A 21622-nucleotide genomic window follows, 5' to 3' on the forward strand; every position below is an offset into this window, starting at 1 on the left:
TTTCCAGAAGAGATGCTTGTGAGAAAGCAGGAGACTGCTGGATGGCAGAGTTAAAAAAGAAAGATAAGCAGCTTTAGAGGCTGCTTAAAATTGAAATTTGTTTATATATTCAGTACTTCTTTTACTTCCTTCTCAAGACCTGATACACAGCTCCGAGGACTCCGATGGCTATTACAGATTCAAAACCCGGGATGGATCTCCAGCCAGAGGGTTTTTGTGCATCAGATGCCGGGTTCGATTCCGGACTCTCGGAAGCGTTGGAAGAGCTGGTGTCTGCCTGATTGGAAGATTCCAGTTCTATCTTCTCACCGGGTACCAAAATTGTGAAGGAGCCGAAACCCGGAGTCCTGGATTCAAAGAAGACATAGGTGCTGTCTTCACCAACCTTTTTGGTTTCAAGCTTGCTCCAGGCTTTATCGTAGTGCCAGAGCGCCAGAGATGATTCGTCAGCGCCGCAATCCTTTAGCCATGCCTTTTCGACTCTAAAGCCAACAACTGCATTTTCCATATTATTGGAATTTGCGATTCCTCCCGAACCTACCCAGATGTTAACGTTCTTATAGACCGTGCCTTCAGGCAGGCTAGAAACCAGCTTGGACTGGCCTTTCAGCATTTCAACAATAGTAGTAACCTTTCCAAGACTCTTCTTGGCATCAAATTCCACATATCTTATGCAGGTTGCACCCTTTGCGAACTCGAACTTTATGTGCTTCCCGGCGGTGACAGATTTTTGGGACAGTTCTTTGGCCTCGACATTGCTCTGGGGCTCCTGTGAAGCGCCTGCTCCACCGCCTGAACCGCCTGAACCGCCTGAACTGCCGCCCGAACCGCCTGAACTGCCGCCTGAACCACCACTGGAAGATTGACTGACAGTAATGGAACAGTCAGCAGGAGTGACAGAGGACTCAGCTTTGTTGATGTCTCTTAAAAGTCCTACAATTTTATACCCACCGGTTGATGCCGGAGCTTTCATGGTGTAACTAAAGCTTGTTTCACCTATGAGCAGGAAAGAAACTTCACTGCCATTTACGGTTACAGCTTTTTCCGGCAGGGTAGATTTAACAAATGTGAAGCCAGCAGGAAGCTTTTCAAGGACCTGACCGGCAGCACCATAGTTAGCTACATTGACTGTTACCTGGAACTCCTGACCGGGACTGACCGTAGCAGGGAAAGCTCTTCCCGCACTGCCTGCAGAAATCGGGGCGTCATATAAAGCGTTGGCAAAGTATGTACCCAGAACTGCATATTTGATTCCGCTGGATATATCGTTATTACTCACAAGACTCTTAATTTCCTCAGGAGAGAAGACCCCGTCAGCACCTCCGAACTCTGTCGCGAGTTGACTTTCACTCAGTACGGTAATAGAAATGCTGTCTGCATCTATAGCACTGCTTCCCGAGGGGTTCGCAGCCGTAAAGACGAATTTGAACTTACCTGGTACAGTACTCTTTATATCATAGGAATAGAGGTCTCCACCTTCTGGCTTCAATGAAACCATGCCCTGTCCTATGGGGGTAAGGTCAAGAGTCACTGATGGAGCTCCAGAGGATTTACCTATAACCTTTGCCCTGACAGCTGAGAAATCCTTTCCTTCATTCAGAATAAATTTAGGGGACGCAGATAAAGTTTCTATAGTCGGGGGTATAAAATCTCCGTTGAAAGTCAGGTCAATTTTCACCGGCACAGCTCCGTGATTATAGATTACGGAAACTGGCTCGGATGGGACGCCTGCCAGCTTGAAGGTTATCGCTTTTCCGTTATCTTGCTCGGTACCGTTAACTGCCACCTGATACTTTCCGGTATTTATAAGAGGATTCGAGCCAACAAGCTTTGAATCTATATATGCAGAGATTATGATTCCGGGACCCGCACTTACAGCATCTCCGTTCAGGTTTCCTTCAAACACGTTGGGGATAGAAGGAATAGTAGAAGAAGCACTGTTGGCAGATGCAGCCGGAACAAGGGACATGCCCAGTAGCAGAATAACCAGGCATGCTAAAATTTTTAAACGTTTGTCCTTGATCGTCATCATGTCACCTTGAAATTTTACCATTAATCATGCAGACTTTTTTGAAAAAGTCCTTCAGGGATTCCTTCTAGATCCCCTCCCGAAATCGGATCCAAAAGCAAGCAGAAGTATGCCTGCAACCGCATAAACAATCAGGAAACCTGGAGTACTCTCTGGTTTAGGGAAGTTTTCGGAAGATTCTACTGCCTCTTTGTCTTCGGAGTTTGCGCTCGTATTTTTCAAAGCTGTCATGTTCGGCTCAAGGACTGAACTTTCAATGGCATCGACATTGGAACCCTCTGCGGAAACTCCCTGTTCTTTATTTTCTGTTAAAGGTTCTGAACCTGTTTTCAAATTTGAGTTAGTATTTAAATTATTGTTTGAGTTGCTATTCGAGTTACTATTCGAATTGGTACTTGAATTGGTATTCGAATTGCTGCTTGAGTCAATTCCAGCAGTCTCAGAATAAACTGCCTTACCATCAGGCAGTTCGAGGGTAACCATACCTCCGGATTCCCAGGCAACGTTGCTTGAAGCAGCCTTTCCGTCCACCTTAAAAGTAACCGGTTTTCCTATGTCCTCAGCAGTACCGGGAATAAAGAGAGAGTAATTTCCTGAGGAGGTATTTGCAAGACACTCCTTTTCATTAAGATAAGCTGCAACGACAGTCCCGTTGGGAGCAGGCGTGCCGTCAATGAGAGCAGCCCCTGTTACTGTCATCGGAAGTATCGGGGGGGATGGAGGAACATCCGCTGCTGCCATACACCCATGGGAGAAGGCCAGGAAAAACAGCAGTAGTACGGATGTTCCTAAAAGGCCATTTTTTAATTTTTTATTCATTGTAGACCTCCAATTATACGAGAACAACAAAAAGAAAAAGAACCATTCAGCCTGAACAGGCTGAACAGTCAGTTGTTCTGGAAATTAGGCTTGCTGAAATCCGTTAAGGAGTTCCTCAAAGCCTTCCGGCCACGTAGACTGATCATTCATATCAAAGTTTTCCGGCAGTTCAAAGCCGTCCGGCAGTTCAAAGCCGTCCGGAAGACCTTCATCGCCCGTCTGGCCTACTTTCGGTTTGTACGAATTTTCTATGGATGCGTAGGTACCTTCATTCTTTATGAAGATCCAGTAGCCCTGTCCGGGAACCATGTGCTTATCGGTCTCAAGCGCTCCAACTGGCCTGGGATCAGCGCCACCAATGTATTTAAGAACCACAGTTCCGTCCTCAACAACTATACCAGGGATTATGCCGCCCCAACCTTCATTATTTTGATAAGTGATGAGGTTGGAGAACTTGTAGTTTTCAGCATTATCGGTATTGAATTCGTTGAGCGAAGCCAGAGTTGTTGACCAGGGTGCATAGTATGAAGAGGTGTGCCCTATCATTTGCCATCCTGACTTGAGAACAAGAGAGGCAGGTACATCAGGACTAGTGCTGTCAGATGACATTCCCTTGAACTTGACATTGGTCATGAGAGGCTCTTTAGCGTAGACCCAGTAACCCTTGCATGGTTCGATTGTTTTTGGGAACTGCCAGCATGAGCCGTCCCAGTAGAGAACTGTGCTGCCACTGCCAAAGACATCCTCAGGACAGGCCTTCGAATCAACAAGTTTCTTAGGTACGGATTTAAGGTTCCAGCCCTGTTCAAGCGTGATATCCATATCTTCATATGTCTGCACAGGCCCGCACATGGAGAAAGCAGAGTTGTAGTTGCTGGCGTTATCCCGAGCAATAACAGCTACCCAGTAGTCCTTGCCATAGACAAGATCTTTTCCTTCAAGTGCTTCAATGCACAGTTCCGTAACGCTTGAATTCTCTAACTTCTGGTTTGGAGTATCTGTCCCGTCTGTGTGAGTCTCTGACCCGTCTGTAATTACTTTTTGCATATCCTCAATGCAGCTTGGTTTAAATGTGCTGATATAGACTTCATATGGCATACTGGCAAGATCGTTGTCGGTGCTTGCATTCCAGCTAACCATCAGCCCAGGATAATCTCTTATAGATTGCCAGAAAGTTAAACCAGGTGCATCTACAATATTCAGGTTTGCCACACAAGCCGGAGCAACACTATCAACTGAGAAAGATTTTAGATCAGGCTGGTAGGTTTTGCCGGTTGTGCTGTCAGTAATAATTACTGTCCAGTTTTTGTTAAATCCATCTGATACCGCAGCTTTTATGGAATAGACGTCTTTACCGACGACGAAGCAACTCCCGTCACACTTTTCTCCCGAGCAGCCCACGCAGCCATTTTCTCCTTCGTCACCTGTATATCCTCCGTCACAGTCGCAGTCGCAGTCGCAACTTGCCTTTATTTCTTTACCGTCAACGAGAAGTTTGTAGGTGAAAGGTAGTCCTGCTCCTGGTATCACGGATTCTTCCTCGCTATCGAAAGGTAACATGGATCCGTCCCCGCTATTTCCCGTAACAGTGAAGTTGAATGTCGGGTTTGCGGAAACGTACCCTCCATCGGGAGAAACGAGGGAGACTGTAAGCCCGTTAAGGTCCACATAGAATTTCCGGACTTCACTTGTAACGCTGTTTCCGGCTCCATCCCAAACTGAAACCGACCAGTTGTGAGCACCATCATCAAGATAAAGTTCCTGGGTTACGGAAATTCCAGACTTTGCAGTCCCGGTAATATTATTTCCGTAAGCGTCCATAGCAACTTGTCCATCTATGTACAGTATATATGACAGGCCAAGATTATTATATTGAGCAGCTAAAGCATCTTCACAGGTGAAGTTGAATTCAGTGGCATCATTTATTACCTCTTTGGAGCAATCCAGAGGGGTAATAAGTTTTACACTGGGACATTTAGTGTCCACATATAGAGCACGAGAGCCGGTTGTGTGTGTTTGTCCGTTACTGTCCCTGGTTCTAACTTCCCATGTGTGATAACCGTCAGCCAGCTCAAACTCAAGTTTTTTATATGCGCCAGAGGTTATAACCCCGTTATTCTTTGCGACACCATCGAGGTAGAAAGTGTAGGTAACTTGACTTCCAGTTTGACCGTATCCAGAATAATCGTATGCAGTGAAATTAAATTTGACACACTCTTCGCTGGCAAACTGGGAGGTTGGGCTGATTATATCTATATACGGATCAACTTCAAATCCATCAGGATCTGAAAAATACCCGTCACCGTCATCACCCAGCAGATTATTTCCTTCAGCGTCAAATGGAGAGATATCAACACCGAAAAGACCCATCAGGTCTTGTGGAATCTGAGAGTCATAGCCAAAGGTATTTTCATCTATTGCAGTCATAGGAGCGTCAGTTACTAAAAATTCATCACTAGCGCCCACTAATAAATTTGGATTACTGCGGTCAAAATTCGGATTGAAAGTGATCGATATATTTGCGTGATCGACAGATTTATTGAAATCTGCAGTTATATTTACAGTGTCTCCCGGTTCGAAACCGGTTGCGCTGTAGGTAACATTGGCGCTCATGTTTTGAAATGCAAAACTCTCTGTTTCTGCAAGTGCATTTCCTACTCCAGAGAGAAGGAATATCATGAGCAACACACTAAATTGTATTGATCTTTGTTTCATGTTCTGCACCTTATCCTCAAATATCCAACTTTATTCCAGTTTAAACATTGAATATTATCTGTTATTTAATAAAATTATTAAGTTGAAAGATATAGCAGATCTTAGCCATTAAAAAGTCTTCGCCAAACAGTACATTAATATTGAGTTAGTGGGAGGCTCAATTACTAAATAAATAAAGACTGTTTGACAATTGCAGTTTATAGTTTACCCCTATTTTTTCAACCCAACCCCCTCTATATAATTAAACTGATAATGTTCCTATCTGTTCGGTTGACAAGAAACCCAACGCTTCTCCTTAACTCGTTTTTAGTAGAAGTGGGGTAACATCTGATCCTGATGCGGCAAGTAGTAGCCTCATTGGCTAGCTTAACAGGTTCTTGCTGTTATCAGGTAAGTTGTTAATTGGTCCCGTTTTCTCGCAGGCTGAGTGATCAGCACTGAGCATGAGACGTGTACCTGTTATCGCAAGGCGTAAATTTGGCATAAACTAAATTTCCACCGACTGCAAGAGTTTAACTCTAATTCAGGGTACAAATCTCCGCATATTATCTTATGACGATAATATAGCTAAGATTGCACAATAACTGATATAAATCTTTCTGACAGAATAGAATAATTAAATTTAGTTAGTACTAAAAAAGAATTCGACGTTCTTTGATAAAAATTATTTATATTGTAGGAATTAGAAAGGCCTACATTTATATGAAATTTATAGGAAAAATTAAGAGGGTTTAAGACCTTAAAAGTATAGGAGCTAGAATAAAAGATTCTTCAGAGAGAATGAAGGCATTATGCATCCGTAGAAAACTCTTATTTTAGGAAGTATAGAATCTAGCGAGTACAAATTTAGGGAGTATAAGGTTTTAGCGTACAGGGTATAGGGAGTAAAGAATTTGTAAATTATGGGTTTTAGGGAATATAGGGCTTTAGTATGAGAGAAGTTTCTGTAATTTATAAAGTGTAAGGTAGAGAAACCGTACTATCCTTTTCGAAGTGGAAGCTCACAAACTTAAAGTGTTGAAAAAGCATAATTTAAATAAAAACGATTTTTAGTGGAAGGAATGGGGGAGTTAAAATTCGATATACTTTTCAGGATTCTACCGATTTTCCGGTCCAGAGAGACTTTATCCAGGACATGCAGGACTTTATAAGGGTTTCAAAGGAAGTCATACCTCTGGAAAAATCAGCTATCACGATAAAAGATGAGAACCGGGAAAAGCTTGCAATTTTCGAAAAAAGGATTCAAGAAATAGACATGTTTGAGAAGGATGTAAGGAACTGTATTGAAAGCCGCACAGCAGGAGTAGATGCAACTGAGATTCTTGAGGTTAAGGAGAGAACTCTTGAAACCTTCTCAACCATGGCGCTGGCAAAGAAAAATGAAAAACTTACAGAGCTCGACAGGGAGAATAAACTGGACCTCATGGAAACGCAGCAGCTTTATACAAGGATACTCTCAACTCTTGGTCCTTTTTTTGAAGACAGTATCTATGGAGCTCAAAACACATACTATGCTTTCATCGAGGATAAAACACTGAGGGGAAAGCAGGTAGGTTTTGTTGACAACATGCAGTACGAATTCGAACTTCTTTTTACACAGGATACTCTGAAGGTAAAAGACCTGCAAAACCTGACTCTGCCGATCTGGTCAAAGAGCGGGATCCTATCCAGGGAGGAAAAAGTAAAGAGGCTCGATGTATCCGACTTCTATATCGCGAATATCGAGTATGAGGGAAGCAACCTTAGAACCGTGCTCGAAGACAGGGACGCGGAAAACAGGTTTATTATCTCGTCGGATGAGAAAGCCTTCCTGATTATGCACAGGGATTATGAGATTACACGAGACGAAGAGCTGGCTGCGGCCTTAAATCGGGACTCGGTCGATGCTTTCATAGTAAAGCTAAAGGAGTTCTTAACGGAGTCCGTGGGATCAGAGAGGCTCAGGCGTATTATGCTTGACGGGAAAAACGTAATTGAAGAAAATAGAGTTTTTGACTGCTTGAAGCTAATAGCTTCCATATACGGAAAACTGGTAACGGAATGCCTTGAAAAAGGATATACGGAAGGAGAAATTACCATCAAGATCGAAGAGCCCGGAGGGATCAGGACAGAAAAATACCTTGAGAAGTCGGAAATTTCCAGAGAACTCTCAACCATTGGAAGTGAAGGACAGGAACTTGCCACGATCTTGAGGGTTAGGGAGGCTTGATAGAAGGCAGGCAATAATTAATAGTGAAACGATAATAGACAGGCTGGTTTATGGAATAGGTTGTTTCAGAGTCGCTTATAGTACTGGTAATCCGAAGCAGAAAGTCTTATTAGGGAGCAGGCCGGGGAAATACCTGCTGATGACCACTACGATTATCGTAGTCCTGACTTCTGATTTCCCTCTAACTTCTTTTGCAGCACTTTCTGGCTTCAAACCTCCCTTTAAAGGTCATTTTAATTCTTGGAGCCATAGTAGGACTTTACAGCTTTGCGGCTGAGACAATCAAGAAACCTTTTACAAAAAAGTAAAATTTGAGAGCTCTCCGTGCTGGAAGCTATACTGATAGCGGAAAATCCGGTTTACTCTGAAGTTATTACGGTTTTCCTTCTTCGTAACCTGCCCCGTCCGGCAGGAAAGGAGTGAAGATGACTACCATAAACAGCAACAAAAAAGTGCCGTACATTCTGGCCGTTGCCTCAAATGTGGCATAGAACATGAAAATTACGAGCATGACCCAGACAATGAAACTGAGCTGAAGAGCAATTTTCACTCGGTATAAATTTTCCGCGCTTTCGCTCAACAAAATCCCCTTCAAAGAACCCCTCCGAAAATCCCGAGTAAAAATGATTCTCGATTGGATAAATAGGTGTTTGTCTGAAAAAAGCTCTAGAGATCTAAAAAATATGAATGTAAAAAAGCTCTGTAAGAGCCGACTGAGACCACGGCAAACCCTGAGCCCGATAATATTGAGGGCTGCAAATATTCAGTATCGGCATAGACAGATGCATCCGAATTTTAATAAAATCAAAACTTAATTACAGAATATTCAACCGGATGCTTAAGGCACAACCGGAGTTAAAGGCCGGATCCTGGCGTGTAACTCGTCAAATCGCTCGTAGAGAGCTTGAATAGCCAGACAGGAGTCAGGGACCGGGTGTCTGAGGACTAAATGAAGGGTGCAAAGCTTGTGGTCATGTACCATTGGCCCAAAAATAAGATTTAATAGAATGGTAGAATCTTCCTCGCCCCCTGGCTATGCCACCCATCTCTCCTTTACGCCGCTTGTCAGCTCACCCCTGGTGCATATCGCACGTCTGGATCCCTAAGACACCGCGCCGTGCCTCATTTTTCCATAGTTACTCCAAATCGAATTTTTTCGGTTCTATGTAAACCAGCAAAGCTATCGTTTCAATACTTGTATAATTACCCATTTGCAGAAATCCGGACATAAATACGTTTTTATAATAATGTTTTTATATTATATTGGCATTTATTTTTCTTAAGCCTAGGTTTACTGGGTGGGAGGCCGGTATCCATCTCATCCACGATTTTAACGAGCAAGCTTCTTTTACATCAAAACTGTCATTTTTCTGGGGGAACAAGCTGATGAAAGCTGGACTAATATTACTAATGATAATCTCGACAATGCTGATTTCTGCAACTGCGGCCTATGCCCGTGAAGATATTACACATGATGCCACAGCTGTCATGAAGGACGCGAAGGGCAATACCGTGGGGCTGGCCACCTTTACCGAGAACTGCAGCGGCCTGGTTCGTATCAATGTCAACGTTAGAAGCCTGACACCGGGCCTGCACGGCATCCATATCCATGAGAAAGGAGACTGCACAGGACCATCATTTACCTCTGCTGGCGGACACTACAACCCTCTGGGCAAAGAGCATGGCCTTAATAATCCGGAAGGCCCTCACGCCGGTGACCTGCCTAATCTCGAAGTAGGCAATAATGGTACAGGAGATATGAATATCACCACCGACCTTGTTACGCTGTCACCCGGGCCTACTACACTATTCACAGCCAACGGCACTGCGCTGGTTATTCATGCTGAACCTGACGATCAGATAACCAACCCTTCCGGCAATAGTGGCGCGCGGATTATCTGCGGGGTCATCGAGAAAAAATAAGTTTTTTATCTTTGCAGGAGTATGAACCTGGCCAGCAGCAGAGAAAAAACACGCACGTGACCATAACCCCGTGCTGTTTAAACATTTTTTATAACATAATACTCCTATTATATTGAAGGAAATACTTTAATATAATTTACAAAAGATAATTCAGCCGCGTAAGTCCTGTTAATAATTGAAATTTCAAAAAAATATTAAAATTCAATAAATCGGATCAATTTATCTCCTTCACTTACCCGCTTGAGAAAGTCTACTCTGTCAGTATAAGGGACTCCGGAAATTATCGAATCCGCAGCTTTCCTTCCAAGTCCGGGAAGTTCCCTGATGAGATTGGGAGAAGCGGTGTTGATAGGCAGAGGGTAAGGTATGCCGGTAATCGAGCGCATCCCATGTCCTGTGACCGTTACGTCGGTAAATTTCCGCAAAGGCAGGGAAGCAGGAATCCCTATCAGCAGAGGGTATGAGCCAAGCTGTCTTCCGAAGGTAATCCCTTTTTCATGCATTTCACACATTATGTCCCTGAGTACGGTACCTTCGGGGACAACACGCCGCAGCATTGGAAGGTCGATATTCTTTCTTACCCGTTCCTTGTAATCCAGAAAGAGCTTCTTGTGCTTTCTTGCGGCTTCGTCTTTTCCGTACATCGGAGTTCCGGGAAAAGCCATAACCTGGCGGATATTGATCCTGCGCAAGAGCAAGCCCGAATCGAGCACATCCTTCAGGAAATCATAATTAAACTGGAAAGTTTTCTTAGACTCGCCCATCAGCCCGTGCACGAAATTGATACCCGGAAGAATTTCGGGAAGCCCGTTTGCACCTCGGATGGCCCCAAACCTGTTCACAAGTTTGATCGCCTCAAAAACCTCCTCAGGAGTCGCCTTGAGGAAATTTGCCTCAATTACTGCTCTGTCGGCACTTTCCATTCCAAAAGCTGCCACGTCTCCTGCTGTATGATATTTAACTATCGTTTTCAGGATCTGCTCAGACTCTTCAGGGTAAGCTGCAAGTGTTATCGGGTTTGCGTTATCCATATGGAGCACAGATAGCTCTGGAGCCGAGTTTCGGATTCCCCTGTAGAGCCTTTCAATAGCCTCCGGATCGGGCTTCGGGATAGGCCCTCCAGTATCCGTGCCGTGGTAGGAGAAAAGGTCAGGCTGTCGACCGATCCTGAAGTATCGGGCTCCATGGGAGTAAAGGGAAGATACCTCGAAAGTTACATCCTCGATGGGACGGTAGTCGGAAGCCCCGTAAAAAGGTTCTGTGCAGAAAGAGCAATGAACCTGTCTGCCGCAGCCCCTGTAGGTCTCAAGCTCGCACATACAGTAAGGAAAATCAGGGTGCTGTCTGACCAAAAAGGCTCCTCTGGGCCCCCAGCGCCCGATTTCGGCTGTTGTCCTGAAGCGGTGCTCTACAGAGTCTGGATTTCTTATCTTTGCAGAAGAAACTCCATTAATGCCGTCCTTGAAAAGATCATAAACAAAAGCTTCGAGATCCATTCTGGCAAGCACCGCACTTGCAAGGCTTATCCCTCCCTCAGTGCCTTTTGCAGCCCTTCCGCCTTCGCTGCTGAAACCGAGCCTGATAGGACCGCCTATAACCTTTACGCCGTGCGCAGTCCGGAAAATTGTCTCGATTTCCCCGGGCGTGATTGGGGATGCCCGAAGATATTTACCTGGCACGGTCATGCCTGCTATAACGATAACCAGGTCCGCTTTTCCTGCAAGTCCCCCTGCTCCGGGCGGGTTTTCTCGCAGGGTGTCAATGGTCAGGTAGTGAATGTCCCTTTCGGAAAGCCCGCGTTCCCTGAGAGCGCCTGCTATATAACGCGGGTAGGGAGAAAGGTAGGGAGGAACCCCAAGGCAGGCAGGTTCGTCAACATAGCCATCTATAATGAGTGCTTTCATGTCAATTCTTGTTTCCATTTGCTTGATAATCGAAGGTATACAGTGTAGTCAGATATAAGTTACAGGTAATTACAGGTAAACTGCATATAACATCGAGATTTCCATGCCCGTCCCCATCTTCTTTGCAGGCGCAGTTATAAGATTTAAGTGTTACAGAGATTTGAGTTCATAATTAAAAAACGAATGTTAGAAACAGTATGGAAAACGTCCGTGATAAATGGTAAAGAAAAGTAAAAACAACATTGTCGCAGAAATAAAGGGAAATGATTAAGGTTAGGATAAATAAAGATTTAAAAGAAATAATTAGGGCCGGGACCGAGAATCGAACTCGGGTCGTAGCCTCCACAGGGCCACAGGATGGACCTCTACCCTACCCCGGCCACAGGGGTCTGGTACTTCAGATTGAAGCAACCTATAGAAGGAGTTTTTTTATATAAAGTTTTTGCCGGAAAAGGCAGGAGACCCTCCTCAGGGAAGGTAAGGCTTCTCTTTTCCGGCCCTCGGGATGCAAAAATCCGGCTAAAAAATTCTCCCTGAATCAGTATCAGAGTTCTTTAAGCTTTTCAAGGGCAAGTTTTGCAGCCTTTTCTCCCGAGAGGAGCATGCCTCCGAAGACAGGCCCCATTCTTGGAGCACATGTTGCGGCATTTGCAGCCATACCCGCAACAATCAGGCCCGGATAGATCTCCTGGGTTGCATCGACGGCCAGGCGCTCGCCAACCTCTGACCACATGGGTTTTTCCCCGAGCAGCCCGAGTTCTCCGATCTTTGCATTGGGAATTTTCCTGAGAATCGTATTGCATACAACCGCATCATGCCCTGTCCCGTCAATTACGAGTTTCGTGCGGATCATGAGAGGGTCCACGTGCAGGCGCTGTGCCGTGACAGGCCCCCAGTTGATGACGATTCCTGTAACCCTGTCATTTTCCCGAATCATAACATCTTCAAAGCTAACAAGATTGAAAACCTCAGCCCCGGCTGAAGTTGCACCTGCAATCAGCTTCCCGACGGACTCTACGGAATTCGCCACATAGTACCCGGCCTGATACTCTCTATACCTGATCCCGAAGTCGTCAAGGATGCGGCAGGCCTCTTCCTGCACAACTATGCGCGGGAACATCATGCCTCCGGCCCACATGCCACCCCCGAGCGACAGCTTCTGTTCGTAAATAGCAACCTTTGCCCCTGCCTCCGCAAGATACTTTGCGGCCACCAGGTTTGCAGGCCCTCCTCCTACGAGTGCCACATCAATATCCGTATAATCAAGGAAGGTTTTAGAATACTCATCAAAAATTGCCCGTGTGATTATAACTTCGTCAAGTTCCATTTTAATCTCTCATAAACTTTTAAGGTTAAAAGTCCGAAATCAGCCCGGCTCTTTCAGGAATAAGTACAGGGAATTGTAAACCCTGATCTTTCGACATTAAAATTCACATTTTGATTATGGGCATTGCTTTTAAAGTTGTTGGAATCGATGGAGGAGATAGGAAAAAACGGCTGAGAAATAAATTCACTGATGAAACTATAAAATTCTTAAGTTATCCAGAGCTGGATTTCATTTCTGTAGAATTTTACATACACCGACATTATATCCTTGCGGTGAGAAAGTCCGGAAAATCAGAAAGTAAGGCCAGAAATTTTGAGGTAAACTTTTGAGGTAAACTAAAGTTTAGCAGGGATACGCTCCCGAGTTTTAATGTTTGCTGGAGTTTCATTTTTGTGATTATAATTTCGGGTGTAAATGGTGTAAATATTACAGTAATTTACTCAAAACTCTACAGCCGCAGCCATCAAGAAGAAGCTGTACCTTTGATTTTCTTCCGGGTCGCATATGCCCGCAGTATTTCTAACTAACTTCATTGTCTGGCCGCAGCAGACACGCACGGCAAACTGCACTCTGATTTGCAAATCAGCCCTCTTAAGCTCGCTTCAGTATCTTTATTATAATTAGCCCTCTTGAGCTCACTTCAGTATCTTTATTATAAATAAGCCCTCTTGAGCTCACTTCAGTATCTTTATTATAAATAAGCCCTCTTGAGCGAACGAAGTGAGCGAAAAGGGCAGCGTACTCCCGAGCCGCAATTCGGGCGAGGCGCAATTCGGGCGAGGCGCAATTCGGGTGCCGAAAAAGGATTCTATATAATCAATGATCCTGTTTTCGAAAGAAGGATAAGGGAAATTCTTGTCGGTGGAAGAGAGTGGATGGAATCTGTATAGATTTCTTTATCAGTATTATATAGTGCCGTTAGTAAAAGAATTAACCGTTTTAAGGATCAAAACTCCAGCAGTTGCGTAAATTATTAAAAGATACCAGGGCAAAATACTATTTTTTTCTTCGTCCTTCAGGAACAGATAGAATACAAAAACCAGTAAAGGAGCATATTTCGATGCAGAGTCGAGTTGAACATGGATTATATTCTCTGGTATGGTTATAAGTACTAGTGTGCAGACTGCAGCGACTATCGATAACTTTACATCATCGGCCAGAGACATTATGTTAAATAGCCCTTAATATCGTATAATCTTTTGTTTTTATATAAATAATTTTATTAATTTGCGTTAAAATTAATCCTGAAGAATTAATTCGCCAGCGTTTTTAATAGCATAAAATGAGCTCATGATTCTTCGTATACAGGAAAGCCAGAAAAGAGAAATCAAAATAAAAGAAACCAGGATAATCATGTAACGTTAAAAAAAGGATTATATAAAGACTTGAGCGCCAAAATGCCAGAGTTAGTTTTAGATCAAATTTTCTGCTCAACCAGCCCCCCATTGGTAAAGAACATCCTCTGACCTGTGTTTTCGGAATAGAGAATAAGCTGTTCGTTCTCAAAACCTGCTGATTTTACACTGGTTAAAAGTGACAGGTATTCGCTGTCCATAGACCCGGGCCCGCATGCAATAAGCGTCATTACAGGCGGATCAAGCGTAAGGTTATTTTCCTCAAGAATGTAGTTCCCGCTGCCGCCGTTGCAATCAGCTTTGATATAATATCTGCCGTCAGGGAAGAAAGCAAGCGTGTAATTCTCAGGATCCGGCACTACAGTTTTATTTTCAGGTTCGTCGGACTGCTGAAAACCTGTCCACTGCCATTCAACATTTGTTAGGTTATCAGCCGAAATTACGCCGGAATTTGCCGGGGTCGCAGCAGGCTCAGGAGAAGTATCTCCCTGCTCGGCACAGCCTTGCGAAAACGACATCATGATTATGATTATAACAGTAAAGAATAAAGAAATCAGGTCTAATGGCTTATTTTTTATTTTTATTCTCAATTTCATTACATTCCTCCCAGATTAACTCTGTAATCCAATGAATACTGATATATCCCTTAATCCAATGAATTTTTGTATATTCCTTAATCCAATGCATTTTTTGATATATCCTTTATTTAGACTTCAATTTGATTTGCAGTCATCGGAATTAATAAGTGAAATATAAATCGAAATTTATAATACCTGATTTGGGTTCAGAAAGCCAGATTCCTATGTTTCTTTAATCGACAAGGCTAACCTTATTGATAACAGAATAAGAACCTGGATTAGGAGGATAAGAGTGAAAATAAGTGCACGCAATGTGCTGAAAGGCAGGGTAAAAAGAATAGTACACGGATCAGTTAACTCCGAAGTAGTAGTTGAGCTTCCGGGTGGTATGGAAATTACTTCCATTATTACAAAAAACTCGGTAGAAAACCTGGATCTGAAAGAAGGGCGTGAGGTATACGCAGTAATTAAAGCCACAAGCGTGATGTTAGCTTCTGACTGACCGTTCGAGTTGCAGTACTGCACAATCGCAAACCCTCATCAGGGCTCTTGTAACCAGGAAAGCAGGTTATTACTATCTCAAATCAATAGATTATTACTATTTCAGACGGATTCTTGAGAACTTTACCCTTACAGAACAAGTTTAACAGTGGGAATTCTTAGAAAAGCAAATTTAAAAAGCCAGATAAGATCTAAAAAGTCAGATCATCCTTAAAAGCCAGGTCATCCTGAGAATCACCTTAAAAATTGCATAATTGAGCAAAGGAGGAGTCATTTTGCCAAAAGAAGACAAAGAACCATCTTTCCAGCCTGAACCGATACCTGATCCTGAGCCCGAACCTGTTCTTCCACCTGAGCCGATACCTCATCCGGAGCCGGAAATTGAGCACGATAAGAAACCAAAGAAAATTAAATAACTCCAGGTTGACGTACGGCAGCTATGATCTCGAAAATTTATATAGCTCACTCCGAGCAGGATGAGCCCCTTGCCCAGGAACTTGCCAGGGCACTCTGGGCCGTGGAACTGGAAAGCTTTTCATCCCTCTACAGGAAGGCTCGAATTCTTTCCCTGGGCGAAAGGATACGTTTTGGTATTCGCCAGTCCGACTGCTTTATCCCGATTCTCACACAGGAAGGTGCAGGGTCGCCGGAAGTGAATCAGGAGATCGGCCTTGCGGTCGGAGCCGACCAGCTTGTAATTCCTCTGGTAGAGAGAGGAGTTGAACTGCCTATCCTGATACATCACCTCCAGCCCATTGTGTTTTCTCCTGAGGCTTATGAAGATGCTCTTGGGAAATTGATACAGAACCTGAGAGAACTAACCAGGCTTGATTGGCTGAAGATAAAGTGCCCCTATTGCGGGGAGGAAATGACGCAGTACATCTCACCCCAGGAAGAGGTAGAAAGAGCGCTTCTCGCAGGGACACACCTTGAGACAAAGTGCAGTTATTGCCAGAAAAACCTTCATCTGGACCCAAGAACTTTCAGGCCTGTGCTCTGATCATGGATTAGCAATCGGATTGAAAATGGAGAAGAGGTTGAATTGATGGGAAGAAAAGTCACAAACGAAATAAAAGATGAGCCAGGAGAGCCAATGGTAGCTCGATCCAAAATGGGTGAAGCGGCTGTAAGTGAATTAGAGGTCAAAGGAATCGAAAATCTCACCCCGACGGAGAAGAAACACCTGCTTCTGCAACTTGCCCGAGATAGGGTTAAGGATAGTTCTGCAGGCCCATGGGAAATCGTTGACGTCTTCAGAGAGGAATGGAGGGCCGTAAAAGATACACTGGCTCAACCGGTAGAAATCGATTTAAGGGATACAGGAAGGGACTCCCTCTTTCGGGTACTGCTGGATATAACACAGCTAGAAAGACAACTCGAAACACAGGAACAGGAATAACACTTTTTAAATCTAAATTTTAAATTTAAAGCTGCTTCATTTTTAAATCATTTTCATACTATGCTGGATTTCTACCACATTTTCAGCGCGATATAAGAAAGATAATAGAAAAGATAATAGAAAGGTAATAGAAAGGTAACAGAAGGGTAATAGAAAGGTAATAGAAAGAAAAGAAGACAACAGAGAAAAGAAAACAAAAAGTGCAGGAGAAGAGTGGAGGTAAAAACAGCAACCTTAACAGATCGAAAAGTAGCAGGACTTAACAGATCGAAAAGTAGCAGGAGAAAAGTTGAGGTAAAAATAGCAACCTCAACAGGTCAGTTAAAGATTATCAATGAAAACCATAAGGCTCAATGCCGAATATATCAATACCTTTTAGGTTTGCGCTTCGCGTAACACTCCCTGCAATAGACCGGCCTGTCAGGGTCCGGTTTGAAAGGCACCTCTGTTTCTTCGCCACAATCTGAACACTTTGCCTTGTGCATCGTCTGTGGTCCTCTACTATAGTCGCGTTCTCTGCTGGAACCCCGATCCCTCTGGGAACCTCTTCTTTCCATTATGATTTCCCCTATTTGTTTTCTCATTAAAGTTCATACTAAGAAATTATCAAATAATCCAAAAAGAACCTCATTTATGAACGTGTTATTGTCTGGGGGTCTCGATGAACTAATTGAATTATTAATATCTGGTATGATGGTATTTATTTTTACTGCATTAAGCTGGATTAAGCTTTAACAATTTCTTGCCTTTTGGCCCGAGCGCTCCGCAATTCATTCCTACCAGCTATGCGATTTTCCTCATATTACTATAACATTTGTCGCATTAAATCCCAGATAATAATCGGGTTTCCAGAAGTAATATTAAGAAGTTCCGACAAAAATTTGTAACATTCTACTGCATTATAATAATTTTTTATTTTCGCTAGAAATTCAGCATCGAAGCCGTCATAGAAATAGTATGGAACTCCGGTCAGGTATCGGGTTCCCGAAAAAGAAAGGAGTTTGTTAACCTCCCTATTTTTATTTCAAATGGGGAACAGCTTCTTCCCTCGAATTTAGTTCTTCCTTTAATAAATTATCTAAAAGAGTTAGTAAATTCCTTCCCACGATCTCTTTCTTTAGATTCGATCAATATCCTGTATCCTATCATGTGAGAGAACTCAGGTATCTTAAGAGATCATGAAGGATCTACTATTTTCTATAATGTTCCCCATTTGATGTTTATTCTTTTACTTGCAGTTTATTTTTATTAGTCCCCTTTTCTTCCTCTGCCTTCTTTCTTTCCCCTACCTCCTTTCTCCCCTCCTTTCTCTTCGATATGTCCTGTCTCCCCTCTGAACTCTTTGCTGACATCTGCAGCGTTCTCGTATTCCCTGTCCGGGATATCCTCAAGAATCTGCATTACTTCTTGAGGGGCCTTGTTGTCTCTAGCTTTCTCAATAATTTCCTGTTTCCCTGCTGGATAATCCATGCCCTTTAAAGCTTTCTGGGTTTCAATAGGAGGACTTCCAGCGCCTCTGTGACTTATTCCTTCTCCTCCTTCCCGGCCTCCTCTTCCTGTGTCTCCTTTAAATTCCTTGCTGACATCTGCAGCGTTCTCGTATTCTTTATCTGGAAGCTCCTCGAGATCCCTCATCACATCTTCACTGGCTTGATGTTTTTTGGCGTGCTGGAGAAGCTTTTCCTTATTTACAGGATAGTCAATATCTTTTAGAGCTTTTTGAACTTCAATAGGACTTGATTCCATAAATTACCCCCCATATTATTACATTTGTTCGAATTCTTTGTTAACTTTAGCAAAACTGGTGTACACTTTATCCGGAAGACTTTTAATGTCATCCAGTACATCCTCACTTGCATTATGCTGCCTTGCATGTTCAACAAGATCTCTTTTCTCTGCAGGATATTCTGTATCTTTCAAGACCTCCTGAACAGCAGCTGGACTTGTCTTCACAAGTATACCCCAGGCTGGTAATTTTCCTTCAGTTTTTACATTCCTTTGAATTCCTTGCTGACATCTGCAGCATTGGCGTATTCCTTGTCTGGAAGCTCCTCAAGCACTTTCATCACTTTTTGACTGGCTTCATGCTTTTTGGCGTGTTTAAGAAGATCTTCTTTCTTTGCAGGATAATCCATATCTTTTAAAGCTTTCTGGACTTCAATTGGACTTGTTTCCATAAATTTTCCCCCATATTATAATTTATATTCTTTAGCTTATTTTCCCTGAAATTCCTTGCTGACATCAGCAGCGTTGGAGTATTCCTTGTCCGGAAGTTCCTCAAGAACCTCAATTACCTTATCGCTAGCATCATGCTTCTTAGCGTGCTTAATAAGCTCCTTCTTGTGTACAGGATAATCAATATCTTTTAAAGCTTTCTGGACTTCAACTGGACTGACCTGCATTAAATATCCCCCCAATGTTTATTTTCCTCCGAATTCCTTGCTGACATCTGCAGCATTGGCGTATTCCTTGTCTGGAAGGTCTTCGAGAACCTCAATTACCTCACGGCTGGCGTCGTGTTTTTTAGCGTGCTCGATAAGCTGCTTCTTATTTACAGGGTAATCTATATTTTTTAAAGCCTTCTGGACTTCAATAGGACTGGTTTGCATAAATTTCCTCCACATTTTGTGTATTTTATTTATTTTCTTGGTTTCATACTGGTATAGTCAGTATCGATATACTTTCTTACAATCAACATATTTTATGGAAGAAAGTTTTCTCTGGACAGATTCTCTGGACAGAAAGTCTTCTCTGTCTTCTCTGTTGTCTGAACCCCTCTACTACCAAACCTCTGGTACTGTACTCTCAGATGTATTCAGCACTATCGATTGCATTATATTCGATAGTTCACTTTTTGCAGGGGAAAATCATTCTTTCGATACCATCCGGTCCTGTACTGGATTTAATCTAAAAGCCCCTGCTCAGTAAATCAGTACTCTTTTGGTTTTGGCGGTTTGATGCGTTCCCTTTCCAGATGTTCAATTTCCCTGGTAACGTCATCAGGGGTGTTATACTCTATTTCAGGTATCCCCCTCAGAAGGTCCAGAAAATCACTGCTTGCCTGCTTACCCTCGGCAAACTTAACAAGGTCGTCTCTGCTTGCAGGATAACCTATTCCCCTGCCGGTTATAAATTCCTCAACCTCGCCTGGACTCCTTTTTATAAGTTCACCTCCCCGGATTCAGGTAGCTATTGCCCTTCCCAGTTAGTTGCCCACCCTCCATTGAGTATTATGTAAAGTATAATATAAAAAAGAATTCAACTCAAACGTTTAGTAGAAGATGATTATTTAGGCCGAGCAGCTTCTCGGTTTTTTTTAGAATTAAAGACAGAACGTACCTGCAAACCAGGGTTTTTGGTTAGCATCTATTGAAAGGTGTGCCCTCAGAGATAGCTTGGTTTAAATCAGGTAAATTGAAGAAAAAAGCCCCATTGTAGCGGCAACAGATGCCGAAAATATACTTCATCAGGAAATCAATTCGTCACATATCTAGAAAAACTTTCTTGAAAGCTACCGAAGCTTATAGTTAACAAATTGAAATAAATTAATATGTATTTCGGCTTGTAGTTCTATAATATAAAACTAGCGCTGAACCTGTCTGAGGGTAGGCATGTCAATTTTCAGTGCTGACCAGTTATTGAGGTGTATTTGCTCCTTATAAAGTATCAGGTAAAGTATTCGCCTGCTATTGAAAAGTTTTCAGCTGCCTGGCATATAAAAGATATTGTTTCCTTCTTTTAACTGAAAGCCTTTAATACGAGTTTCTCTAGATAAGAGTCCAGATCACTAACAGTAAACTGAGGAAAAAATAGACCAGATGTAATTTTATGATCGCAGAAAATCTTCTAATCCTTATACTTGGCCTCGTTCTTCTGGTCAAGGGTTCAGATTACTTTGTAAAATCAGCTTCAACGATTGCAGAGAAGCTTGGTGTTTCCGAATTTGTAATAGGTCTGACACTTGTAGCGGTCGGAACATCAATCCCGGAACTTGCTTCGTCAATAGCTGCTTCTCTCCAGCAGGCAAGCGGTATCGTAATCGGGAACGTGGTTGGGTCAAATATTGTAAACATAGGGTTCATTGTCGGGCTGGCTGCAGTTATCTCTCCAATGAAAACCGAAATAGAGATGCTCAGGAGAGATGGTTATATCATGCTTCTTGCAGCTGTGCTCTTCTTTGTATTTGTCCTGAATGGAGAACTTTCAATACTGGAGTCAGTCTTTTTCATACTGATCTTCATAGCCTATGTATTTTTCCTGTTTGAGGAAGCCGAAAAATACGAAGGAAAGCTGCATTTCAAAGAATTCGTAATATACTTCTTTAAGTTTGAATACATAAGCAGCGCAAGGCAAAAGTTCAATTGCATAAGAAATGGAAACGCCGGAGATGAAAACTGCCCGCCCAGGGAAGGTTTCGCAAAAGATATTCTGATCCTGATAGTAAGCTGCGCAGCAATTGTAATCGGGGCAAGGTATTTTGTGGACAAATCAATCTTCTTTGCAGAACTGTTTGGAGTTCCTGAAACCATAATAGGTACCACGCTCGTAGCAGTCGGCACTTCCCTTCCGGAGCTTGTGGTGACACTATCTGCAGCAAAGCAGGGTTTCGGAAGTATAGCCCTTGGCAATATTATAGGCTCGAACATCGCAAATATATTTTTGATTCTCGGACTTTCAGGGTTGATCTATCCTGTAGCTGTCGAGCAAATAAGTCTATCCTTTACGACTCCGGCTATGATTTTAATAAGCGTTATACTCCTTGTGTTTATCAGTACAGGCTGGGAAATAAAAAGGTGGGAAGGAGCGGCTTTAATAGCCTTTTACGCAGCTTTTCTTATAGTGCTGTTCAGGATAGGGTAAAGA

General features: G+C 43.0%; 25 protein-coding genes and 1 tRNA gene. 9 read left to right on the plus strand and 17 right to left on the minus strand.

Features of this window, described 5'->3' with window-relative positions; genetic code table 11:
* Positions 1–121: 121 nt before the first annotated feature.
* From ACPK8D_RS00705 to ACPK8D_RS00715, 3 genes are all read right to left on the minus strand, one after another.
* A complete protein-coding gene (locus tag ACPK8D_RS00705; RefSeq protein WP_424715924.1) occupies positions 122–2053 on the minus strand; it encodes a PGF-pre-PGF domain-containing protein in 1932 nt (643 codons plus the stop codon).
* A gap of 30 nt (positions 2054–2083) precedes the next feature.
* Complete coding sequence (locus ACPK8D_RS00710; RefSeq protein ID WP_424715925.1) at positions 2084–2848, minus strand: hypothetical protein; 765 nt, start codon at positions 2846–2848, stop codon at positions 2084–2086.
* Positions 2849–2932: 84 nt separating this feature from the next.
* On the minus strand, positions 2933–5533 hold the full coding sequence (locus ACPK8D_RS00715) for a hypothetical protein (RefSeq protein ID WP_424715926.1): 2601 nt from the start codon (positions 5531–5533) through the stop codon (positions 2933–2935).
* A gap of 1165 nt (positions 5534–6698) precedes the next feature.
* Between ACPK8D_RS00715 and ACPK8D_RS00720 the strand changes: the two genes are divergently transcribed.
* Positions 6699–7772: a hypothetical protein gene (locus ACPK8D_RS00720; RefSeq protein WP_424715927.1), complete on the plus strand. Its 1074-nt coding sequence runs from the start codon at positions 6699–6701 to the stop codon at positions 7770–7772.
* 373 nt (positions 7773–8145) lie between these two features.
* Here the strand turns inward: ACPK8D_RS00720 and ACPK8D_RS00725 are convergent, their stop codons facing one another.
* Positions 8146–8352 carry a hypothetical protein gene (locus tag ACPK8D_RS00725; protein ID WP_424715928.1) on the minus strand — a complete coding sequence of 69 codons (207 nt, stop codon included), beginning with the start codon at positions 8350–8352 and terminating at the stop codon, positions 8146–8148.
* 932 nt (positions 8353–9284) lie between these two features.
* Here ACPK8D_RS00725 and ACPK8D_RS00730 point away from each other — a divergent pair.
* The gene (locus ACPK8D_RS00730; RefSeq protein WP_424715929.1) at positions 9285–9695 is read left to right on the plus strand and encodes a superoxide dismutase family protein; all 411 of its coding nucleotides are present in this window, start codon (positions 9285–9287) and stop codon (positions 9693–9695) included.
* Positions 9696–9889: 194 nt separating this feature from the next.
* Here ACPK8D_RS00730 and ACPK8D_RS00735 read toward each other — a convergent pair whose 3' ends face one another.
* The 3 genes from ACPK8D_RS00735 to ACPK8D_RS00745 form a co-directional block, all read right to left on the minus strand.
* Positions 9890–11617, minus strand: a complete 1728-nt coding sequence (locus tag ACPK8D_RS00735) for a radical SAM protein (protein WP_424715930.1) — start codon at positions 11615–11617, stop codon at positions 9890–9892.
* A gap of 289 nt (positions 11618–11906) precedes the next feature.
* Positions 11907–11979, minus strand: a tRNA-His gene (locus ACPK8D_RS00740).
* Positions 11980–12143: 164 nt separating this feature from the next.
* A complete protein-coding gene (locus ACPK8D_RS00745) occupies positions 12144–12926 on the minus strand; it encodes a sulfide-dependent adenosine diphosphate thiazole synthase (protein ID WP_424715931.1) in 783 nt (260 codons plus the stop codon).
* A 110-nt stretch (positions 12927–13036) separates the two neighbouring features.
* Here ACPK8D_RS00745 and ACPK8D_RS00750 point away from each other — a divergent pair, with 110 nt between their 5' ends.
* On the plus strand, positions 13037–13255 hold the full coding sequence (locus ACPK8D_RS00750) for a hypothetical protein (RefSeq protein ID WP_424715932.1): 219 nt from the start codon (positions 13037–13039) through the stop codon (positions 13253–13255).
* Positions 13256–13366: 111 nt separating this feature from the next.
* Here the strand turns inward: ACPK8D_RS00750 and ACPK8D_RS00755 are convergent, their stop codons facing one another.
* Positions 13367–13507, minus strand: a complete 141-nt coding sequence (locus ACPK8D_RS00755; protein WP_424715933.1) for a hypothetical protein — start codon at positions 13505–13507, stop codon at positions 13367–13369.
* A gap of 126 nt (positions 13508–13633) precedes the next feature.
* On the opposite strand from ACPK8D_RS00755, the gene ACPK8D_RS00760 reads away from it, so the two are divergent.
* Positions 13634–13816, plus strand: a complete 183-nt coding sequence (locus ACPK8D_RS00760; RefSeq protein WP_424715934.1) for a hypothetical protein — start codon at positions 13634–13636, stop codon at positions 13814–13816.
* A 15-nt stretch (positions 13817–13831) separates the two neighbouring features.
* Here the strand turns inward: ACPK8D_RS00760 and ACPK8D_RS00765 are convergent, their stop codons facing one another.
* Positions 13832–14092 (minus strand): hypothetical protein, encoded by a 261-nt coding sequence (locus ACPK8D_RS00765; protein WP_424715935.1) that lies wholly within the window; start codon positions 14090–14092, stop codon positions 13832–13834.
* Positions 14093–14343: 251 nt separating this feature from the next.
* Positions 14344–14877 (minus strand): META domain-containing protein, encoded by a 534-nt coding sequence (locus ACPK8D_RS00770; protein ID WP_424715936.1) that lies wholly within the window; start codon positions 14875–14877, stop codon positions 14344–14346.
* A 274-nt stretch (positions 14878–15151) separates the two neighbouring features.
* Here ACPK8D_RS00770 and ACPK8D_RS00775 point away from each other — a divergent pair, with 274 nt between their 5' ends.
* The 4 genes from ACPK8D_RS00775 (at position 15152) to ACPK8D_RS00790 (ending at position 16759) form a co-directional block, all read left to right on the plus strand.
* Complete coding sequence (locus tag ACPK8D_RS00775; RefSeq protein ID WP_424715937.1) at positions 15152–15361, plus strand: TOBE domain-containing protein; 210 nt, start codon at positions 15152–15154, stop codon at positions 15359–15361.
* A 274-nt stretch (positions 15362–15635) separates the two neighbouring features.
* Positions 15636–15776 (plus strand): hypothetical protein, encoded by a 141-nt coding sequence (locus ACPK8D_RS00780; protein ID WP_424715938.1) that lies wholly within the window; start codon positions 15636–15638, stop codon positions 15774–15776.
* 23 nt (positions 15777–15799) lie between these two features.
* Positions 15800–16360, plus strand: coding sequence for a TIR domain-containing protein (locus ACPK8D_RS00785; RefSeq protein ID WP_424715939.1), 561 nt, complete (start codon positions 15800–15802; stop codon positions 16358–16360).
* A gap of 45 nt (positions 16361–16405) precedes the next feature.
* Complete coding sequence (locus ACPK8D_RS00790; protein WP_424715940.1) at positions 16406–16759, plus strand: hypothetical protein; 354 nt, start codon at positions 16406–16408, stop codon at positions 16757–16759.
* A 365-nt stretch (positions 16760–17124) separates the two neighbouring features.
* On the opposite strand, the gene ACPK8D_RS00795 is transcribed toward ACPK8D_RS00790, so the two are convergent.
* The 7 genes from ACPK8D_RS00795 to ACPK8D_RS00825 form a co-directional block, all read right to left on the minus strand.
* Positions 17125–17316, minus strand: coding sequence for a CxxC-x17-CxxC domain-containing protein (locus ACPK8D_RS00795; RefSeq protein WP_424715941.1), 192 nt, complete (start codon positions 17314–17316; stop codon positions 17125–17127).
* 691 nt (positions 17317–18007) lie between these two features.
* A complete protein-coding gene (locus ACPK8D_RS00800; protein WP_424715942.1) occupies positions 18008–18505 on the minus strand; it encodes a DUF2795 domain-containing protein in 498 nt (165 codons plus the stop codon).
* A gap of 18 nt (positions 18506–18523) precedes the next feature.
* Positions 18524–18712, minus strand: coding sequence for a DUF2795 domain-containing protein (locus tag ACPK8D_RS00805; protein ID WP_424715943.1), 189 nt, complete (start codon positions 18710–18712; stop codon positions 18524–18526).
* Positions 18713–18747: 35 nt separating this feature from the next.
* The gene (locus tag ACPK8D_RS00810; RefSeq protein ID WP_424715944.1) at positions 18748–18936 is read right to left on the minus strand and encodes a DUF2795 domain-containing protein; all 189 of its coding nucleotides are present in this window, start codon (positions 18934–18936) and stop codon (positions 18748–18750) included.
* A 36-nt stretch (positions 18937–18972) separates the two neighbouring features.
* Complete coding sequence (locus ACPK8D_RS00815; protein WP_424715945.1) at positions 18973–19161, minus strand: DUF2795 domain-containing protein; 189 nt, start codon at positions 19159–19161, stop codon at positions 18973–18975.
* Between the two features lie 18 nt (positions 19162–19179).
* Positions 19180–19368 (minus strand): DUF2795 domain-containing protein, encoded by a 189-nt coding sequence (locus ACPK8D_RS00820; protein ID WP_424715946.1) that lies wholly within the window; start codon positions 19366–19368, stop codon positions 19180–19182.
* Positions 19369–19688: 320 nt separating this feature from the next.
* Positions 19689–19940, minus strand: coding sequence for a DUF2795 domain-containing protein (locus ACPK8D_RS00825; RefSeq protein WP_424715996.1), 252 nt, complete (start codon positions 19938–19940; stop codon positions 19689–19691).
* A 647-nt stretch (positions 19941–20587) separates the two neighbouring features.
* On the opposite strand from ACPK8D_RS00825, the gene ACPK8D_RS00830 reads away from it, so the two are divergent.
* The gene (locus tag ACPK8D_RS00830) at positions 20588–21619 is read left to right on the plus strand and encodes a calcium/sodium antiporter (protein WP_424715947.1); all 1032 of its coding nucleotides are present in this window, start codon (positions 20588–20590) and stop codon (positions 21617–21619) included.
* The last annotated feature ends 3 nt before the right edge of the window (positions 21620–21622 follow it).

The organism is Methanosarcina sp. (assembly GCF_049706645.1).
GTDB lineage: Archaea > Halobacteriota > Methanosarcinia > Methanosarcinales > Methanosarcinaceae > Methanosarcina.

What these genes read in the sequence shown, in the direction of transcription:
- ACPK8D_RS00770 (WP_424715936.1), bottom strand. Translation starts at nt 14,877, where the DNA reads ATGAAATTGAGAATAAAAATAAAAAATAAGCCATTAGACCTGATTTCT.
- ACPK8D_RS00720 (WP_424715927.1), top strand. Translation starts at nt 6,699, where the DNA reads ATGCAGGACTTTATAAGGGTTTCAAAGGAAGTCATACCTCTGGAAAAA.
- ACPK8D_RS00810 (WP_424715944.1), bottom strand. Translation starts at nt 18,936, where the DNA reads ATGGAAACAAGTCCAATTGAAGTCCAGAAAGCTTTAAAAGATATGGAT.
- ACPK8D_RS00785 (WP_424715939.1), top strand. Translation starts at nt 15,800, where the DNA reads ATGATCTCGAAAATTTATATAGCTCACTCCGAGCAGGATGAGCCCCTT.
- ACPK8D_RS00800 (WP_424715942.1), bottom strand. Translation starts at nt 18,505, where the DNA reads ATGGAATCAAGTCCTATTGAAGTTCAAAAAGCTCTAAAAGATATTGAC.
- ACPK8D_RS00795 (WP_424715941.1), bottom strand. Translation starts at nt 17,316, where the DNA reads ATGGAAAGAAGAGGTTCCCAGAGGGATCGGGGTTCCAGCAGAGAACGC.
- ACPK8D_RS00745 (WP_424715931.1), bottom strand. Translation starts at nt 12,926, where the DNA reads ATGGAACTTGACGAAGTTATAATCACACGGGCAATTTTTGATGAGTAT.
- ACPK8D_RS00820 (WP_424715946.1), bottom strand. Translation starts at nt 19,368, where the DNA reads ATGCAAACCAGTCCTATTGAAGTCCAGAAGGCTTTAAAAAATATAGAT.
- ACPK8D_RS00705 (WP_424715924.1), bottom strand. Translation starts at nt 2,053, where the DNA reads ATGGTAAAATTTCAAGGTGACATGATGACGATCAAGGACAAACGTTTA.
- ACPK8D_RS00790 (WP_424715940.1), top strand. Translation starts at nt 16,406, where the DNA reads ATGGGAAGAAAAGTCACAAACGAAATAAAAGATGAGCCAGGAGAGCCA.
- ACPK8D_RS00815 (WP_424715945.1), bottom strand. Translation starts at nt 19,161, where the DNA reads ATGCAGGTCAGTCCAGTTGAAGTCCAGAAAGCTTTAAAAGATATTGAT.
- ACPK8D_RS00765 (WP_424715935.1), bottom strand. Translation starts at nt 14,092, where the DNA reads ATGTCTCTGGCCGATGATGTAAAGTTATCGATAGTCGCTGCAGTCTGC.
- ACPK8D_RS00830 (WP_424715947.1), top strand. Translation starts at nt 20,588, where the DNA reads ATGATCGCAGAAAATCTTCTAATCCTTATACTTGGCCTCGTTCTTCTG.
- ACPK8D_RS00735 (WP_424715930.1), bottom strand. Translation starts at nt 11,617, where the DNA reads ATGGAAACAAGAATTGACATGAAAGCACTCATTATAGATGGCTATGTT.
- ACPK8D_RS00710 (WP_424715925.1), bottom strand. Translation starts at nt 2,848, where the DNA reads ATGAATAAAAAATTAAAAAATGGCCTTTTAGGAACATCCGTACTACTG.